This is a genomic window from Bradyrhizobium sp. B120 (assembly GCF_049075665.1).
In the GTDB taxonomy this organism is placed as follows: Bacteria; Pseudomonadota; Alphaproteobacteria; order Rhizobiales; family Xanthobacteraceae; genus Bradyrhizobium.
Map to the genome: position 1 here is coordinate 3,218,497 of NZ_CP185242.1, position 18,724 is coordinate 3,237,220.

General features: G+C 65.1%; 15 protein-coding genes. 13 read left to right on the forward strand and 2 right to left on the reverse strand.

The features are described from left to right. Positions 1–40 precede the first annotated feature (40 nt). The 10 genes from ACOIX3_RS14615 (at position 41) to ACOIX3_RS14660 (ending at position 13,480) form a co-directional block, all read left to right on the forward strand. Entirely contained in the window at positions 41–1,066 is a 1,026-nt protein-coding gene (locus ACOIX3_RS14615; protein ID WP_420970510.1) for an ABC transporter permease, read from the forward strand. A 77-nt stretch (positions 1,067–1,143) separates the two neighbouring features. Continuing rightward, the gene (locus ACOIX3_RS14620) at positions 1,144–2,169 is read left to right on the forward strand and encodes a sugar ABC transporter substrate-binding protein (protein WP_097670760.1); all 1,026 of its coding nucleotides are present in this window, start codon (positions 1,144–1,146) and stop codon (positions 2,167–2,169) included. 104 nt (positions 2,170–2,273) lie between these two features. Beyond that, positions 2,274–4,406 (forward strand): ABC transporter permease, encoded by a 2,133-nt coding sequence (locus tag ACOIX3_RS14625; RefSeq protein WP_420970512.1) that lies wholly within the window; start codon positions 2,274–2,276, stop codon positions 4,404–4,406. Then, positions 4,406–5,527: an SMP-30/gluconolactonase/LRE family protein gene (locus ACOIX3_RS14630; RefSeq protein WP_420970513.1), complete on the forward strand. Its 1,122-nt coding sequence runs from the start codon at positions 4,406–4,408 to the stop codon at positions 5,525–5,527. The genes ACOIX3_RS14625 and ACOIX3_RS14630 overlap by 1 nt, the downstream gene beginning before the upstream one ends. Then, entirely contained in the window at positions 5,524–7,062 is a 1,539-nt protein-coding gene (locus tag ACOIX3_RS14635; RefSeq protein ID WP_420970514.1) for a sugar ABC transporter ATP-binding protein, read from the forward strand. The genes ACOIX3_RS14630 and ACOIX3_RS14635 overlap by 4 nt, the downstream gene beginning before the upstream one ends. 556 nt (positions 7,063–7,618) lie before the next feature. Then, positions 7,619–9,934 (forward strand): bifunctional salicylyl-CoA 5-hydroxylase/oxidoreductase, encoded by a 2,316-nt coding sequence (locus ACOIX3_RS14640; protein WP_420970515.1) that lies wholly within the window; start codon positions 7,619–7,621, stop codon positions 9,932–9,934. Further along, positions 9,931–10,710 (forward strand): SDR family NAD(P)-dependent oxidoreductase, encoded by a 780-nt coding sequence (locus ACOIX3_RS14645; protein ID WP_420970516.1) that lies wholly within the window; start codon positions 9,931–9,933, stop codon positions 10,708–10,710. The genes ACOIX3_RS14640 and ACOIX3_RS14645 overlap by 4 nt, the downstream gene beginning before the upstream one ends. A gap of 11 nt (positions 10,711–10,721) precedes the next feature. Continuing rightward, positions 10,722–11,561 (forward strand): enoyl-CoA hydratase family protein, encoded by an 840-nt coding sequence (locus ACOIX3_RS14650; protein WP_420970517.1) that lies wholly within the window; start codon positions 10,722–10,724, stop codon positions 11,559–11,561. A 1-nt stretch (position 11,562) separates the two neighbouring features. Continuing rightward, positions 11,563–11,958: a RidA family protein gene (locus tag ACOIX3_RS14655; RefSeq protein WP_097670766.1), complete on the forward strand. Its 396-nt coding sequence runs from the start codon at positions 11,563–11,565 to the stop codon at positions 11,956–11,958. A 280-nt stretch (positions 11,959–12,238) separates the two neighbouring features. Further along, positions 12,239–13,480: a flavin-dependent oxidoreductase gene (locus ACOIX3_RS14660; protein ID WP_420970519.1), complete on the forward strand. Its 1,242-nt coding sequence runs from the start codon at positions 12,239–12,241 to the stop codon at positions 13,478–13,480. Positions 13,481–13,616: 136 nt separating this feature from the next. Here ACOIX3_RS14660 and ACOIX3_RS14665 read toward each other — a convergent pair whose 3' ends face one another. Continuing rightward, entirely contained in the window at positions 13,617–14,069 is a 453-nt protein-coding gene (locus tag ACOIX3_RS14665; protein ID WP_420971733.1) for a cupin domain-containing protein, read from the reverse strand. Positions 14,070–14,090: 21 nt separating this feature from the next. Beyond that, positions 14,091–15,257, reverse strand: a complete 1,167-nt coding sequence (locus tag ACOIX3_RS14670) for an ABC transporter substrate-binding protein (protein ID WP_420970520.1) — start codon at positions 15,255–15,257, stop codon at positions 14,091–14,093. 292 nt (positions 15,258–15,549) lie between these two features. Here ACOIX3_RS14670 and ACOIX3_RS14675 point away from each other — a divergent pair, with 292 nt between their 5' ends. The 3 genes from ACOIX3_RS14675 to ACOIX3_RS14685 all read left to right on the forward strand — a co-directional run bounded on the left by ACOIX3_RS14675 (position 15,550) and on the right by ACOIX3_RS14685 (position 18,683). After that, positions 15,550–16,044: a MarR family winged helix-turn-helix transcriptional regulator gene (locus ACOIX3_RS14675; protein ID WP_420970522.1), complete on the forward strand. Its 495-nt coding sequence runs from the start codon at positions 15,550–15,552 to the stop codon at positions 16,042–16,044. Positions 16,045–16,047: 3 nt separating this feature from the next. Next, positions 16,048–16,863 (forward strand): alpha/beta hydrolase, encoded by an 816-nt coding sequence (locus ACOIX3_RS14680; RefSeq protein WP_420970523.1) that lies wholly within the window; start codon positions 16,048–16,050, stop codon positions 16,861–16,863. Positions 16,864–17,039: 176 nt separating this feature from the next. Then, positions 17,040–18,683, forward strand: coding sequence for a benzoate-CoA ligase family protein (locus tag ACOIX3_RS14685; protein ID WP_420970524.1), 1,644 nt, complete (start codon positions 17,040–17,042; stop codon positions 18,681–18,683). The last annotated feature ends 41 nt before the right edge of the window (positions 18,684–18,724 follow it).

Here is an 18,724-nt window from a genome sequence, read left to right on the forward strand (position 1 = left end):
GCTCTTAAAGTCTCAAGCAAAATAATACCTGGAGGAAACGATGAGCGTGCAATCGCCATCGCGCGGCGTTGCTGTCCCTGCGGCATCATCTCGCTCGGGCTCAATGTTCGCAAAACCGAGCCAGGAGCAGATCGTGCTCCTGATCACGATCGCGCTTCTTGTCGTGTTCGGCCTGACCCTGAACGGTTTTGCCAGCGTTTCCAATCTCCTGAATCTGTTGCGCAGCATTTCCATCCTCGGCGTGCTCGGCCTCGGCATGGGGCTGATCGTGATCAGCCGCGGCATCGACCTCTCCGAGGTCGCCATCATGGCGGGTTCCTGGGCGATCGCGCTGATCTACATGCAGAACGGCATGCCCGTTTTCACGGCAGTGCTGCTGGCGCTGGCCGTTGCGGTGCTGATCGGCCTCGTCAACGGCGTCATGGTCGCCTTTGTCGAGGCGCCGGCGCTGTTCGTGACGCTGGCTGCCGGCTTCGTGATCTATGGCCTTGCGTTCTGGATCGCGCCGGCCTGGGTGGTCTACGCGCCGAAGGACCTGCCGGGCCTGATGTATCTCGGCGCCGGACGGCTGTTCGGCATCCCGGTTCCGATCCTGGTGTTCGCGGTCTGCGCGATCGCGATGCACCTGTTCCTGTCGCGGACCTCGATCGGCCGCTTCATCTATGCGCAGGGCGACAATCCGGAGGCTGCGCGGCTGACCGGCATTCCGCTGCGTCCGCTGATTGTGCTGGAGCACGTCTTGGTTGCGTTGCTCGCCTGGATTGCAGGCCTGGTCTGGGTCGGCACCACGGGCAGCATGCAGATGGCGATCACGCAAGGCACCATGATCTTCGACGTCGTGCTGGTCGTCGTGATCGGCGGCATCAGCCTGATCGGCGGCCGCGGCAGCGTGTTCAGCGTCGTGGTCGGCTGCGTCCTGATCGGCACGCTGCTCAACGCCTTCACCATCATGGACGTCAACAGCGAGGTGCAGAACATCATCAAGGGCGTGGTGCTGCTGGCCGCGATCGTGCTCGACAACTGGCTGCATCCCCGCGACGAGGAGACCGCGCGGCAAGGAGACTGACACGAGGCGACTGAGCGCGCCCGCGCCAATCAAAAAAGAAATCCAATCAATCAAAAGAATTTTGTGTGGAGGACACGATGAAGACGACCAAGTTCTGGACGATCCTGCTCGCCGGGGTGACGCTCGCCGCGATGCCGTTCGCGGCATCGGCGCAGGAGGAAGGTACCAAGGCAGGGCGCGAGCTGCGCGCCGCCTACGACAAGTCGCTGCAGGGCAAGACCGTCGCCTATCTGCCGATCGCGCTCGGCGTGCCGCTGTCGGACGAATGGGGCCGCGTGGTGCAGGAAGAGGCCGAGTGGCGCGGCATGAAATACATCGTGCGCGACCCCAACAACAATCCATCCGCCATGCAGCAGGCGCTGACCGCGCTGGTCGACCAGAAGCCCGACGTCCTGATCGTGCAGAATCCGAGCGTGACGCTCTTGATGAAGGACCTGAAGCGCGCCGAGGCCCAGGGCACCCATGTGATCCAGGTCAACATGGCCTCGAACTACAAGTCCGGCGCCTTTGTCGGCGTCGACTGGCGCGAGATCGGCAGGATGCTGGCGAACGAAGCCGTCAAGGCCTGCGGCACCGGCTCCGGCAAATCGGGCAAGGTACAGATCGTGCAGGGCGAACTGACCGCGGCCGCCAGCGTCGATCAGGTCGGCGCCATCATGGACGTCCTGAACAAGGATCCCAACATCAAGGTGGTGTCGAACCAGGCCGCGAACTGGGACGCCAACACCGCGCTCAACATCACCGCCACCGTGATCCAGCAGCATCCCGATCTCTGCGCCTCGATCGGCTTCTGGGGCATCATGGAATCGGGCGCCGCGCAGGCGATCCGCAATGCCGGCAAGATCGACGATGTGAAGGTGTTCGCCTCGGGCGAGGGCTCGCAGCTCGATTGCGACCAGGTCACGTCGGGCAATTTCAGCAAGTTTCTCAGCTACAAGGCGACCGAGCAGGGCCACGACCTGATGTTCGCAGCCGAGACGTTGCTGATGTCCGGCGACAAGCCCGGCACGAAAAACCTGTCCTATTACACGCGGCCGATCTGGATCGATAAGTCGAATGCCTCGCTCGGCGGCACCTGCTTCGCGCTACCCAAGAAAAACTAACAAGGCGCGAGACAGCCGGCGCGGGGGGCATTCCCGCGCCGGCTGTATCACGGGTCAGAATCCGGAGACGTTGAAACCGGATCAGGAGTGCTTTGGCGATGTCGATGGCAGTTGATTCCTTTTCCGCGTCGGTGCGGCGGTTCTCACCCCGGCTCCTGCTGTCGGAGCTGTTGCTCAAGCAGTGGTTCGAGCCGGTCGTTCCCTTCACCGTGATGATCGGGCTGTGGGCCTATTTCGCGCTCACCATTCCCGACTACGCCTCGGTGCAGAACTCGGTGTCGCTGCTGCGGCTGTTCGCCGAATTCGGCTTCGTCGCGCTCGCGATGGGCTTCTGCCTCGTCACCGGCGGCATCGACCTGTCGGTCGGCGCGATCTTCGCGCTGTGCAATTTCGCGGCGCTCTATTTCCTGCTGGTGCGCGAATGGCCGGTCGGCCTCGCGGTGCCGGCGACGCTTCTGGTCGGCGCGCTGCTCGGCAGCATCAACGGCTTCCTGATCGGCTTCCTGAAGACGCGGCCGTTCCTGACCACGCTGGTGACGCTGATCATCCTGCGCGCCTCGGTCAATCTGCTCAACACCAGCTATGCCCAGGTGTTCGCGACCAACTCGGTCGAGAGCGACGCCTGGGATTTCATCGGCGGCGGCAGCGTGCTCGGCATTCCCGTCAATGCGGCGACGCTGTTCGTGGTGCTGCTGGTCTGCCACATCTTCCTGTCGCGCTCGCGCTATGGCTGGCATCTCACCGCGATCGGCGCCAGCCGCAAGGCGGCGCGCCATGCCGGCATCCGCGTCCGGTTGATGCTGTTCATGACCTATGTGCTGTCGGGCACGCTGTGCGCGGCGAGCGGTATCTTCTATGCAGCACGTCAGGCCTCGACGGATTCCACCACCGGCGTCGGCTGGGAGTTCCAGGCGCTGACCGCCGTGGTGCTCGGCGGCGTGTCGCTGGCCGGCGGCAAGGGCACGGTGTGGCGGGCGATGATCGGCGCGCTGATCATCTTCCTGTTGATCAACGGCCTCGTGCGCATGGGGATTCCGGGCTACGTCACCTCGGCGGTGACCGGCATGATCCTGCTCGCCGCGGTCGGCATCGACGTCAAATGGTCGAAGAACCGCGGCAAGGCGATCCAGAAGATCTATGTCAATCCGGCCTTCGTGCCGCTCGCCTCGGCGCCCGCGGTGCAGCCCGGTGCGGCCTCGCCCTACGCGCAGAACGACCGGCTGATCAATGCGCAGGCGATCGGCGTCGACCAGGTCGAGGGTCCCGAGGACGTCATCCTCGACCGGCAGGGCCGGCTCTACGGCTCGACCCGCGACGGCAATGTGATCCGCTTCTCCGGGCCTGACTTCAAGACCCGCGAGGTGTTCGCCCATATCGGCGGCCGGCCGCTCGGCATGCAGTTCGATCGCGACGAGAATCTGATCGTCGCGGTCGCCGGCATGGGCGTCTACGGCATTGCGCCCGACGGCCGCATCTTCAAGGTCACCGACGAGACCAACCGCACCTGGTACAAGCTGAACGACGACAGCCGCCTGCGCATGGCCGACGATCTCGACATCGCGCCCGACGGCAAGATCTATTTCAGCGACTGCACCACGCGCTACGAGATGACCACCAACACCCTCGACATCCTCGAGGGCCGGCCGAACGGCCGCGTGGTCTGCTACGACCCGGCGACCAAGACCACGCGCACGGTGATCAACCACTTCTATTTCCCGAACGGGATCTGCGTCTCCCACGACGGCAAGTCGATCCTGATCGCGTCGACCTCACTGTGCAAGGTGTTCCGCCACTGGATCGAGGGGCCGAACAAAGGCAAGACCGAAGTGCTGATGGACGAGCTGCCGGGCAACCCCGACAACATCAACCGCGCCTCCGACGGCACCTATTGGCTGGCGCTGGTCGGCATCCGCACGCCGACCTTCGACCTTGCCGCGCGCAAGCCCGGCTTCCGCCTGCGTATGGTCAAGGAGGTGCCGACCGACGAGTGGCTGGCGCCCGCGCTCAACCACGGCTGCGTGCTGAAGTTCAACGAGCAAGGCGAGGCGCTGGAGTCGTGGTGGGATCCGACCGGCATCTCACATTCGACGCTGACCTCGATGCGCGAGCATCAGGGCTATCTCTATCTCGGCGGGCTCGAGAACAACCGGATCGGCCGCATCAAGCTCGACGGCGTCGACGACAGCTGGACCGGCTACGATGCCTATTGGGGCGCCAAAAGCAGGGTGACGACGTAATGGGATTCTTCGATCATCTGCTGCGCGACATCCGCAGCGTCATCGACCGCGACGGCGGCCAGACCGCGATCCCGCCGCTCGACGGCGCGATGAGCCCGAACGACCGGCTCGACACTGCCGTGCCGATCGGTGAGCCGCTGCCGGGCGTTGACGATGTGATCGCCGCCGGCGACGGTGCGATCTATGTCTCCGCCGGCCGGCAAGTGCTGAAGCTCAGCGGCGGTGATTTCGCGACCCGCACGGTTGTCGCCGAATTCGAGGATGATGCCGGCGGGCTCGCGCTGCATCCCGACGGCCGCCTTTTGGTCTGCGTCGCGGGCAGGGGGCTTGCCGCGATCGATCCTGCAAAACCCGCGCCGCGCTGGCTGGAGGCTGCCGGCGGCAGCGCGCTCGCCGGGCTATTGTCGGTGACGGCGGCGCCCGATGGTCGCATCTATGCGGTCGAAGGCAGCGCCGGCCGCCGCCCAAGCGAGTGGCGGCACGATCTGATGGAGAAGCGCGCCGGCGGCCGCCTCATCGGCTGCGGCGCCGGCCTCGACGATCCGCAGGTACTGCTGCGCGATCTGCCATATCCCTACGGCGTAATGGTCTCCGCCGACGGCAAGAGCCTGTGGCTCACCGAGAGCTGGGCGCATCGCCTCAGCCGGTTCGCGCTAGCCGGCACGGGCCTCGGTCCGCGCGAGACCGTCGCCGCCAACATGGCGGGCTATCCGGCACGGCTGCATCCGGACGGCCATGGCGGGGCGCTGCTCGGCGTGTTCGCGCGCCGCACCCATCTGATCGAATTCGTGCTCAAGGAAGACGATTTCCGCGAGGAGATGATGGCGACGATGCCGCCCGATTACTGGGTGGCGCCGGCGCTGGTCGGCGGCAGCGATTGCCTGGAACCGATGCAGATCGGCAGCGTCAAGGCGCTCGGCATCCAGAAGCCATGGGCGCCGCCGCGCTCCTATGGCCTGCTCGTGCATCTCGATGCCGAAGGCGAGGCCAGCGACAGCCTGCACAGCCGCGCCGGCGGCCGCTTCCACGGCATCACAGCGGCCTGCGCGACGCCATCGGGCATCGTGATCGCCGCGCGGGGCGCCGGGCGGTTGCTGCGCTACACGGGAGAGCTGCGATGAATGACGGTGTGACGCAGGCGGCGACCCCGACCCAGTCCACAACCCGCGAGCCGGTGCTGCAGATCAGCAACGGCTCCAAGATCTATGGCGGCGTCCACGCCATCGAGGGTGTCAATTTTGATCTCTATCCCGGCGAGGTGCACGCTCTGGTCGGCGAGAACGGCGCCGGCAAATCGACGCTGTGCAAGGCGATCGCGGGTGCGATCAATCTCACCTCCGGCGACTACCTGCTGGACGGCAAGCCTGCCAATTTCGAGCAGCCGCGCGACGCGCTCGATGCCGGCATCTGCATGGTCTATCAGGAGACCAGCCTGGTGCCGACCATGACTGCGGCGCAAAACATCGAGCTCGGCAATGAAAAGCTGCTGACGCGCTTCCGCACGCTGAACATCCAGGCCCAGCAGCTGTTGCAGTCGCTCAATTTCCACGTCGATCCGGCGACGCCGGTGGCGCTGCTCGGCACCGCCAAGAAGCAGATGGTGGAGATCGCGCGCGCGATCTACAACAAGGCGCGCATCATCATCTTCGACGAGCCGACCGCATCGCTGACGCCGGAGGAGATCGTCCACTTCTTCCATTTGGTGCGCGACCTGCGCGCCCGCGGCGTCTCGATCATCTACATCTCCCATGCGCTGGAGGAATCGCTGCAGATCGCCGATCGCATCACGGTGCTGCGCGACGGCAAGCTGGTGATCACGGCGCCCGCCAAGCAGCTCACCCGCGATGCGCTGGTGCAGCACATGGTCGGGCGCGAGGTGGCGCAGGCGGTCTATGGCGGCAGAGAGAAGACCCATCAGCGCCGCGAAAAGGTGCTGACGGTCGAGAACGTCACCATGGGCATGGCGGTCAAGAACATGTCGTTCTCGGTCTATGCCGGCGAGGTGGTCGGCATCGCCGGCCTGATCGGCTCCGGCCGCACCGAGATTGCCAAGATCGTCTACGGCGCGCTGAAGCGCAATCTGGTCAATGGCGGCACCATCCGGCTGCGGGGAAAACCGATCCGCTACCGCGTGCCGCGGCAGGCGATCAATGACGGCATCGCCTACATCACCGAGGACCGCAAGGCCAACGGCTTCTTCGAGACCATGGTGGTCGACGACAACGTCTATATCGGCAGCCTCGCGACGCGGAAGGGCTGGAGCTTCCTGCTGTCGCGCGCAAGGCGCAGCAAGCTCGCCAATTACTGGGTCGAGCGGCTCAAGATCAGCGCGCTGCAGCGAAAGGCCAGGATCGTCGAGCTGTCCGGCGGCAACCAGCAGAAGGTGGTGCTGGCCAAGACCCTGGTGCAGGAGCCGTCGATCATCTTCTTCGACGAACCGACGCGCGGCGTCGACGTCGGCACCATCCCGCACATCCACGGCGAAATCCGCCGCCTCGCCGACGAGGGCAAGGCGGTGGTGGTGATCTCGTCCTATCTGCCGGAGATCCTCGCCGTCTCCGACCGCATCCTGGTCGCCCGCACCGGCCGCATCGTCGCCGAGTTCGACGCGGCGGACGCGACGCAGGACAAGATCCTGTACGCCGCGGTGCATTGAGGGCGCGCGACTTCCTTCCCTCGTCATTCCGGGGCTCGCGAAGCGAGAGCCCGGAATCCATTTCGCCGCACATGCTGCGGCCTGATGGATTCCGGGCTCAGCCCTTCGGGCTGCCCCGGAATGACGATAGATGGGCGCGTCCCGGCGCCGAATTGCCCGACGGCCTCGGCGCCCTGTCACGAAGAGACGAGAAGTGAAGCGCGCAGGCGCCATCGCGTCGCGCGTATGCAGACGCGTCGGCCACCGGTCGAGCAACAGACTCGGTGTCGTCCCTGCGAAAGCAGGGACCCATAGCCACCGATTGCTGTTGGTTTGCAGCGCTGAGGCCACAGTTCATTTCAACAACCAAGGCCTGGGGTTATGGGTCCCTGCGTTCGCAGGGACGACGATTGTGGGTGGGGCGCCAACCACCCTTGACAATTATTTTAAGTATAAAATAATATGCCGTATCGGCTGGCGGGGAAACCGACCCCTGGGCCGAAGCCAGAGCATGATCCGGAAAAGTGGCACCCGGTTTTCCGACGCGATCATGCTCAAACGGAAAGGCGAGAACGCCATGCGCATCGTTTGCATTGGAGGCGGGCCGGCCGGGCTCTACTTCGGCATCCTGATGAAGATGCTGGATCCCGCGCACCAGATCTCCGTGGTTGAGCGCAACCGCCCCTACGACACGTTCGGCTTCGGCGTTGTGTTCTCCGATGCGACCATGGACAACATGCGCAAATGGGACCCGGTCACCGCCGATACGATCGAGCAGGCCTTCAATCACTGGGACGACATCGAGGTCCTGATCAAGGGCCGGCGGATGCGCACCACCGGGCACGGCTTCGTCGGCATCGGCCGCAAGCGGTTGCTCAACATCCTGCAGGCCCGCGCCGAGGAGCTCGGTGTCGAATTGATCTTCGAGCGCGAGGTCAATTCCGATCTCGAATTCCCCGACGCCGATCTGATCGTGGCGTGCGACGGCGTCAACTCGAAGGTTCGCGCCAAGTATGCCGAGACCTTCCAGCCCGACATGCTGATGCGGCCGAACCGCTATATCTGGCTCGGCACGAACCGGCCGTTCGATGCCTTCACCTTCGACTTCCGCAAGACCGAGCATGGCTGGTTCCAGTCGCACATCTACAAGTTCGAGGAGGGCGCGGCGACCTTCATCGTCGAGACCACCGAGGAGGCGTATCTTGCCCACGGCCTCGACAAGATGGATCAGGCCGAATCCATCGCGTTCTGCGAGAAGGTGTTCGCGGAAATCCTGGAGGGGCATCATCTGGTCTCCAACGCGCGGCATCTGCGCGGCTCGGCCTGGCTGTCGTTTCCGCGGCTGATCTGCGGCAAGTGGACCGCGTTCAACGGCAACAGCCATGTCGTGCTGATGGGCGATGCCGCCCACACCGCGCATTTCGCGATCGGCTCGGGCACCAAGCTCGCGCTGGAAGATGCGATCGAGCTCACCAACCAGTTCAAGATCCACGGCGCGACCAAGGACAGCATCGCCGGCGTGCTGAAGGCTTACGAGGAGCTGCGCCGGGTCGACGTGGCGCGGATCCAGAATGCCGCGCGCAACGCGATGGAATGGTTCGAGGTGGTCGGCTCGCGCTATGCCGACACGCTGGAGCCGGAACAGTTCATGTATTCGCTGCTGACCCGCTCGCAGCGCATCAGCCACGAGAATCTTCGGCTGCGCGACAAGACTTGGCTCGAAGGCTATGAACGCTGGTTCGCCGAGCGCAGCGGCGTGCCCGCGACCAACGAGCGCGTCACGCCGCCGATGCTGACGCCGTTCCAGATCCGCGGTCTGTCGCTGCATAACCGGATCATCGTCTCGCCGATGGCGATGTACTCGGCGGAGGAGGGCGTGCCCAACGACTTCCATCTGGTACATTTTGGCTCCCGCGCGCTCGGCGGCGCCGGCCTGCTGTTCACCGAGATGACCTGCGTCTCGCCGGAAGCGCGGATCACCCCCGGCTGCTGCGGTCTGTGGAACGACGCGCAGGCGGTGGCCTACAAGCGGATCGTCGAGTTCGTGCATCGCAATTCGCAAGCCCGGATCGGCATCCAGCTCGGCCATGCCGGCCGCAAGGGCTCGACGCGGGTCGCGTGGGAAGGCATGGACGAACCGCTGCCGGACCACAACTGGCCGCTGGTGTCGGCCTCGCCGGTGGCTTATCTGCCCGACGGCCAGGTTCCGGAGCCGATGAGCCGCGCCGAGATGGACGAAGTGCGCGACCAGTTCGTTGCTGCCGCCAGGCGTGGTGCCGCCGCGGGCTTCGATATTCTGGAGCTGCATTGCGCCCACGGCTATCTGCTGTCGAGCTTCCTGTCGCCGCTGACCAACCGCCGCACCGACGACTATGGCGGATCGATCGAGAACCGCGCGCGTTATCCGCTGGAAGTGTTTCGCGCCATCCGCGCGGTGTGGCCGGAGGACAAGCCGATGTCGGTCCGCCTGTCCTGTCACGACTGGGCCGAGGGTGGCAACACGCCCGAGGAGGCGCTGGCCTTCGCAAAGCTGTTCAAGGCGGCGGGAGCCGACCTGATCGATTGCTCCTCGGGCCAGGTCTGGGCCGACGATCATCCGATCTATGGCCGGCTCTACCAGACCCCGTTCGCCGACAAGATCCGCAACGAGGTCGGTATCGCCACCATCGCGGTCGGCGCGATCTCGGAGGCCGATCACGCCAATTCGATCATCGCCGCCGGCCGCGCCGATCTTTGTGCCATCGCGCGGCCGCATCTCGCCGACCCGGCCTGGACGCTGCATGAGGCCGCGAAGATCGGCATCAAGCAGGTCGCCTGGCCGAAGCAATATCTGTCGGGCAAGTCGCAATACGAGGCCAATCTCGAACGCACAGCCGCGGGAGTGAAGGCATGACACGCTTCTGGCCCAACGCCCATGCGCTCGTCACCGGTGCCGGTTCCGGCATCGGCGCCGCGACAGCGATCGCACTGGCGCAAGCCGGCGTGCGCGTCAGCATCGCCGGACGCCGGATCGATGCGCTGAAGGCGACGGCTTCGTTGCTCGGTGACCGCGCCGGCATTGCTGTTTCGATCGACGCGACCGACGAAGCGGCCGTGAACAGGGGCGTCGCGCAAATCGAGGCCGAGGCCGGCCCGATCGATATTCTCGTCAACAATGCCGGGAAGGCTGCGAGCGCCCCGTTCGACAAGACGAGCGTGGCGCTGTGGGCGGACATGTTGGCAAGCAATCTCTCCAGCGTGTTCCTGGTGACGCATGCGGTGCTGCCTGCCATGGCGCAGCGCGGCCGCGGGCGCGTGATCAACGTGGCCTCGACCGCGGGCCTCACCGGCTACGCCTATGTGTCGGCCTATGTCGCCGCCAAGCACGGCGTCGTCGGCCTGACGCGTTCGCTGGCGCTGGAGTACGCGCGGCGCGGCGTCACCGTGAATGCGGTCTGCCCCGGCTACACCGATACGCCGCTGGTGGCGGATGCGGCCGCCAACATCGTCGCCAAGACCGGGCGCAGCGAGCAGGAGGCGCGGGCTTCGCTCGCCAAGGTCAATCCGATGCAGCGGCTGGTCACGCCGGAGGAGGTCGCCGACACCATCCTCTGGCTTGCCTCCGAGGGCGCATCGTCAATCAACGGACAAGCCGTCGCGGTCGCCGGCGGCGAAGTCTTTACCGGGTGAAGGAACACATCATGTCCGAGATGAAAGCAAAGCTCCGTCCGTTCAAGGATTATCCCGCAAAGCATTTCCGCTGGCAGGTCGATGCGAGCGGCCGTGTCGCAACGATCACGCTGAACCGGCCGGACAAGAAGAACCCGCTGACCTTCGAGTCCTACGAGGAGCTGCGCGATCTCTTCACCAATCTCAAATACTCATCCGATGTTCGCACCATCGTGCTGACCGGCGCCGAGGGCAATTTCTGCTCCGGCGGCGACGTGTTCGAGATCATCGAGCCGCTGACGCGGATGGCGATGCCCGACTTGCTCGCCTTCACCCGGATGACCGGTGAGGTGGTGCGGGCGATGCGCAAATGCCCGCAGATCATCGTCGCCGCGATCGACGGCATCTGCGCCGGGGCCGGTGCGATGCTGGCGCTGGCGTCCGACCTGCGGCTGGCGACGCCGCAGGCCAAGACCGCATTCCTGTTCACCCGCGTCGGCCTTGCCGGCGCCGACATGGGGGCGTGCGGATTGTTGCCGCGCGTGATCGGGCAGGGCCGTGCCGCCGATCTGCTCTACACCGGCCGCGCGATGAGTGCCGACGAAGGCTTTGCGTGGGGCTTTCACAACCGCCTGGTGCCGCCGGCCGAGCTCGCGGCCGCCGCGCAGGACCTGGCGCGCTCGCTTGCGGATGGACCGTGGTTCGCGCATGGCGTGACCAAGACGATGTTCAATCAGGAATGGGCGATGGGCGTCGACGAGATGATCGAGTCCGAAGCGCAGGCGCAGGCGATCTGCATGGTGACGGGCGATTTCCGCCGCGCCTTCGAGGCCTTCGTCGCCAAGCAGAAACCCGCCTTCGAGGGCAATTGAGATGATCGAGATCCTGCAACCGGACGGATGGGCGAAGCCGATCGGCTACGCCAACGGCATGGCCGCGCGCGGCAAACAAATCTTCATCGCGGGCCAGATCGGCTGGAACGGGCAATGCGTATTCGAGAGCGATGACCTCGTGGCGCAGATCGGCCAGACCCTGCGCAACATCGTCGCGGTGGCGGCGGCCGGCGGGGCCGGGCCCGAGCACATCGTGTCGATGACCTGGTTCCTGCTCGACCGCAAGGAATATTCCGCGCGGCTGAAGGAGATCGGTGGGGTCTATCGCGACGTAATCGGCCGGCGGTTTCCGGCGATGACCGCGATCCAGGTTGCGGGCCTGATCGAGGACCGCGCCAAGGTGGAGATTCAGGCCATCGCGGTGGTGCCGGATTGATCGGAAATGCACTACCAGATCCGTCATCCTGAGGAGCCGCGAAGCGGCGTCTCGAAGGATGCACGGCCCCGCTGGTGGCCGTCGACCCTTCGAGACGCGCGTTCCGCGCTCCTCAAGGTGACGGAATAGGTGGGAGCGCGCTGAGCCGATGTTAATCCTAAGGCGAAACAGCGCGGATTGGACAAGACCGGAGGCGACAAACCCGCTTGCGGCCGGACAAAGGGCCGTGCGACCTTAGGCGAAAGCGTAAAACGTCCTGTTGTGAGTGGAGTGAGGGACGATGAAGGCGATTATCGTCGGAGGCGGAATCGGAGGCCTCACCACTGCGCTGATGTTGCGCTCGCGCGGCATCAGTTGCGAGCTGTACGAGCAGTCCGAGACGATCCGCGAGCTCGGCGTCGGCATCAACACGTTGCCGCATGCGATCCGCGAGCTGGCGGGGCTTGGTCTGCTCGACAAGCTCGACGAGGTCGCGATCCGCACCTCAGAGCTGTTCTATCTGACGCGGCACGGCCAGCAGGTCTGGCATGAGAAGCGCGGGCTCGATGCGGGCCACGACGTGCCGCAATTCTCTGTTCATCGCGGCCGCCTGCAAAGCGTGATCCATCAGGCCGTGATCGACCGGCTTGGCGCCGATGCGATCCGCACCGGCTGCCGGCTCGGCTCGTTCACGCAGGACGAGGGCGGTGTGTCCGCCTACTTCTTCGATCGCAGCGGTAGCCATGTGCATACCGCGCGCGGCGACATCCTGATCGGCGCCGACGGCATCCACTCCAAGGTGCGGCAGACGCTGTTTCCTGACGAGGGCGGGCCGTGCTGGAACGGGCTGATGCTGTGGCGCGGCGCCACCGACTGGCCGGCCTTCCTGACCGGACGTTCGATGATCATCGCCGGCGGGCTGAACGCCAAGGCCGTGATCTATCCGATCGCGCCGGGCTCGAGCCCGGCAAGCCGCCTCACCAATTGGGCGGTGCTGGTGCGGATCGGCGACGGCTCCTCGCCGCCGCCGCGCCGCGAGGGCTGGTCCAATCTCGGCCGGCGCGACGAGATGATGCCCTATGTCACCGGTTTCACGATCCCGCAGGTCGACTTCGCCGGGCTGATCAACGCGACGCCGGAGTTCTGGGAGTACCCATGCTGCGACCGCGATCCGCTGCCCTATTGGTCGAGCGGCCGCGTCACGCTGCTCGGCGACGCCGCGCATCCAATGTACCCCGTCGGCTCGAACGGCGCGTCGCAGGCCATTCTCGATGCGCGGTGCCTCGCCGACATGCTGGCGCGGGCCGAGCATCCGCGCCAGGCGCTGGCGGCTTATGAGCGGCAGCGGCTGCCGATGACCGCCGACATCGTCGCCTCCAACCGCCGCGGTGGGCCGGAGGGCGTGATCGACGCCGTCGAGCAGCTCGCGCCGCAGGGTTTTACCGACGTCGACACCATTCTCAACTACGAGGCGCGCGAAGCGATCGTGCGTGGTTATGCGGCGAAGGCCGGCTTCGCCGCGCGGGTGGTGGCGCGGCAGTAGGTCTTTCAAGGAAGAGAAGCCCGGTCGGCGATCTCTACATCGTCATTGCGAGGAGCGAAGCGACGAAGCAATCCATCGTTCCGCGATCGCCGAACGACGGATTGCTTCGCTTCGCTCGCAATGACGGAGGAGCGTCCTACGCCGGAGGCGGCGGGAGGAAGTGGATGTTGTGCTCGGCGGCGAGCCGCACCACGTCGTCCGGGTTCTGCTCCTTCATGTTGTGGATCGCCCAGAACAGGTCGTAAAGCCTGCGGGTCGGCGACACCCAGAACAGCGTCTTGGCCGACTGCTGCGACTTGTTGAAGATGCCGTGCGGCTTGCCCGCCGGCAGGCGCACCAGATCGCCGGGCGTGGCTGATTCATCGGCGCCGTCGAGCATGAAGTCGAGCTTGCCCTCGAGGATGTAGAGATACTCGTCCTGGTCGGGATGGATGTGCGGCGGAACGAAGGTGCCCGGCGGGAAGGTGGCGTGCCAGGAGAACGAATGCTCGGAGCGGCTCTTCGGCACGTAGGTCTGGCCGAGGATGCTCCAGGAAATGCCCTGGATGCCCTCATTGGCGCGGGTGATGCCGGCGATCTCGTCTTTCATCGTCATGTTTCCTCCTGATCTTTACTTCGACGTGCAGTCCTTGGCGTAGCGGTCGCCATAATTCGAAAACACCTTTTCGACGATCTCGGTCTGGAATTTGCCGTCCGGCCGCTTCGCGACCTTGGTGAGGTAGAAATCCTGGATCGGATAGCCGTTGTTGTTGAACTTGAAGTTACCTCGCAGCGAGGTGAAGTCGGCCTTCCTCAGCGCTGCCGCGACCGCGTCCTTGTTGGAGAGGTCGCCCTTCACGGCCTTGACCGCGCTGTCGATCAGTAGTGCTGCGTCATAGGCCTGCATGGCGTAGGTGCCGGGCACGCCCTTGTAGGCCGCCTCATAGGCCGCGACGAACTTCTTGCTTTGGGGATTGTCCAGATCAGGTGCCCAGTTCGCGCCGCCGAACATGCCGACCGCGGCATCCTGCTGCGCGGGCAAAGTGGATTCGTCGACGGTGAAGGCGGAGAGCACCGGCACGGTGGCGCCGGCCTGCTTGTACTGCTTCACGAGGTTGACGCCCATGCCGCCCGGCATGAAGGTGAACAACGCGTCCGGCTTCAGGGAGGCGATCTTGGAGAGCTCGGGCTGGAAATCCAGCGTGTTCATCGGCGTGTAGGATTCCTCGACGATCTCGCCTTTGTAGTCGAGCTTGAAGCCGGCGACGGAATCGCGGCCGGCCTGATAGTTCGGCACCAGCAGATAGACGCGCTTGTAGCCGCGGTCCTGCGCGACCTTGCCGAGGACCTCGTGCACCTGATCGTTCTGGTACGACGTCACGTAGAAGAACGGGTTGCACTCCTTGCCGGCGTAGCTGGAGGGGCCGGCATTCGGGCTGATCAGGAAGGTCTTGCTCTCGGTGACCGGGCGGTGGATCGCCTGCAGGATGTTGGAGAAGATCGGACCGACCACGAAATCGACCTTGTCGCGCTCGAGCAGGCCGCGCACCTTGACCACCGCACCGTCGGGCTTGAGCTCATCGTCGGCGTTGACGATTTCGACGTCGCGGCCGGCCATCTTGCCGCCGAGGTCCTTGACCGCGAGCGCAAAGCCGTCGCGAACCTGCTGGCCAAGCGCCGCGGCTGGTCCCGAGGTCGTCACCAGCACGCCGATCTTGATCTTCTCCTGGCCAGCCGCCGGATTCACCGCGATACCCAGCAGCGCCGCCAGTCCCACGAGCTTCGTCAAATGTTTCATGTCTCTCCCCCAACCACCGGCTTGCTGCCCTTGTCTCAGCCTCATTGGTCTCAGCTTAGTCCGTCGCGCGCGACCGCTGCAAGCGATGTGGCATCGCGTCAGGGCGACCGTCGCGCAGCATGCAGGTGTTGCACATGCAAGCGCCGCGCCAATTGCTTGAAGTTTAAAGAAATTGCAGGATCGGCCGGCGTACGGGGCAGGATTCGCAATTGTCCTTGCGGGACGCCGCGAATTGCTTGAAGCTCAAAGCAATCGGTCCGACCGAAACCCGCCGCGGAGGCACGATCGCCGCATGAACCTCGATTCCGAAACCAAAGCCGTCGAACTGCCCGACGATCACGGCACCGAGCTCAGGCTGTGGCTGCGGCTCTTGACCTGCACCACGCTGATCGAAGGCGAGGTACGGAGCCAATTGCGCGAGAAGTTCGATGTCACGCTGCCGCGCTTCGACCTGATGGCCCAGCTCGACAAGGTGTCTGACGGCATGACGCTGTCGGACCTGTCGAAGCGGATGATGGTGTCGAACGGCAATGTCACCGGGCTGGTCGAGCGGCTGGTCGAGTCCGGTCATCTCGATCGCCGCACCTCGGAGACCGACCGCCGCGTGCAGTTCATCCGGCTGACCAAGCTCGGCCGCGCCGAGTTCCGCAAGATGGCGGCAGACCACGAGAAATGGATCGCCGATATCTTCGGCGACCTGTCGCCGAAGGACATCCGCGAACTGATGCGGCTGCTCGCCAAGGCCAAGGGGTCGGCGCAGCGCTCCGCCAAGGCGAGGTCAGCTTGAGCCGTGGCCGAGATCGATTACGAGGTCGAATACAACAACCGGGCCCGGGTGCCGGAAAATCCGGCGCTGATGGTCGGCTGGGCGCGGGACTCGGCGGCCTATCGCGAGCAGCACCCGCCGCGACGGCTTACCTATGGACCGGGCAGCCGCAACGTCATCGATCTGTTTGAGGGCGATCGCGACGGGCCGCTGGTGGTCTTCATCCACGGTGGCTATTGGCAGGCGCTCGACGGCTCGTCGTCGAGCCACTGCGCGCGGGGCCTCAATGGTCACGGCATCAGCGTCGCGGTGCCGAGTTACGACCTCTGCCCTAACGTCACCGTCGCCGACATCATCGGCGAGATGCGCGCGGCAACACTCGAGCTGGCCAAGCTCGGCCGGCCGCTGGTCATGTCGGGACACTCCGCAGGCGGACACCTCGCCGCCTGCATGCTTGCGACCGATTGGCAGGCCTACGATGCGTCGCTGCCGGCGAATCCGGTCAGGGCTGCTTACGCGATCTCCGGCCTGTTCGAGCTCGAGCCGCTGGTCGGTACCTCCATCAACAAGGCGCTTGGCCTTGACCGCGACACAGCACGGGCGGTGAGCCCGCTGTTCTGGAAAGCGCCCGCAGGCGCGACGCTCGATGCGGTGGTTGGCGGCGATGAGAGCGCCGAATATCACCGGCAGAGCCGGACCATCGCCGATGTCTGGGGCAAAGCGGGCGTAGCAACGCGGTTCGGCACCGTGCCCAATGCCAATCATTTCACCGCGATCGCACCGCTCGCCGACCCGGACTCGGCGATGGTCGCGCGGCTGAAGCAGCTCACACAGATCTGAGGTTTGCAGCACCGCGCCGTCGCCACGCGATTTCCACCCTTGCGCCAAATTATTTTAAGTATAAAATGATTGGCGATTGGAACGCTGCCGGGCGTCCTCGATACTGGTCTTCTCGATGTTGATCTTGATCTTGATGTTGGTCTTGGCCTTTCTGGACGGAAAGCGAGGGCAATCGAATGTCAGGTGAATTTCCCGGGCTCGGCCCATCCGGGCATGTCGACGATTTCGCACGGCGCAACCTGCCGCCATCAGCGCAATGGCCGCAGCTGCTGCTCGATCGGCCCGAATTCAGCTATCCCGATTATCTCAACGCTGCGGTCGAACTGACCGACCGCATCGTCGAGCAGGGCATGGGCGATCGCATCGCGCTGATCGGCAACGGACGCCAGCGAACCTACAAGGAGTTGACCGATTGGTCGAACCGCCTGGCGCATGCGCTGGTGGAGAATTACGGCGTCAAGCCCGGCAATCGCGTCCTGATCCGCTCGGGCAACAACCCGGCGCTGGTCGCAGCCTGGCTCGCGGCGACCAGGGCCGGTGCCGTCGTCGTCAACACCATGCCGATGCTGCGCGCCGGCGAACTGGCCAAGATCGTCGACAAGGCCGAGATTGCGCTGGCGCTGACCGACAGCCGCATCGCGGATGAGCTGGTGGCATGCGCCAAGACCAGCAAATTCCTCAAGCAGGTCGTCAATTTCGACGGCACGCAAAACCACGACGCCGAGCTCGACCGGATCGCGCTGAACAAGCCGGTCAAGTTCGATGCGGTGAAGACCGGCCGCGACGACGTCGCGCTGCTCGGCTTCACCTCGGGCACCACGGGTGAACCGAAGGCGACGATGCACTTCCACCGCGATCTCCTGATCGTCGCGGACGGATATGCCAAAGAAGTGCTCAAGGTGACGCCGGACGATGTGTTCGTCGGCTCGCCGCCGCTCGCATTTACATTTGGCCTCGGCGGGCTCGCGATCTTCCCGCTGCGCTATGGCGCCACCGCGACGCTGCTGGAGAACGCGGCGCCGAGCGAGATGATCCGGATCATCGAGACCTACAAGGCGACGATCTGCTTCACGGCGCCGACCGCCTATCGGGCGATGATGGCGGCGATGGACAAGGGCGCCGATCTGTCGTCGCTGCGGCTCGCGGTCTCGGCCGGCGAGACGCTGCCGGCGCCGGTGTTCGAGAGCTGGACCAGGAAAACCGGCAAGCCGATCCTCGACGGCATCGGCAGCACCGAGCTGCTGCACATCTTCATCACCAACCGCGCCGGCAGCGCCGTCGCCGGCACCACGGGCACGCCTGTGACCGGCTACCAGGCCAGGATCGTCGACGAGGACATGAACGAGTTACCGCCGGGGCAGGTCGGCAAGCTGGCGGTTCGCGGCCCGACCGGCTGCCGTTACCTCGCCGACTCCAGGCAGACCAAATATGTCCGCGACGGCTGGAACATCACCGGCGATGCCTTCGTCAGCGACGAAAACGGCCGGCTGTCATTCGTGGCGCGCGCCGACGACATGATCATCTCGGCGGGCTACAACATCGCCGGTCCCGAGGTCGAGGCCGCACTGCTCGGACATCCCGATGTCGCGGAATGCGCTGTCATCGGCGCGCCTGACGAGGAGCGCGGACAGATCGTATCGGCCTTCATCGTGCTGAAGCAGGGCGCGCGCAGCGACGATGCCGAGGTCAAGCTGTTGCAGGATCATGTCAAGGCGACGATCGCGCCGTACAAATATCCCCGCGCGATCGCTTTTGTCGAAGCGCTGCCGAAGACCCAGACCGGGAAGATTCAGCGCTTCAAGCTGCGCGAGGCGAGCTGAGAGGGGACGACGGCCGCCGGCCGTCGCCCCCGGGGATCAAC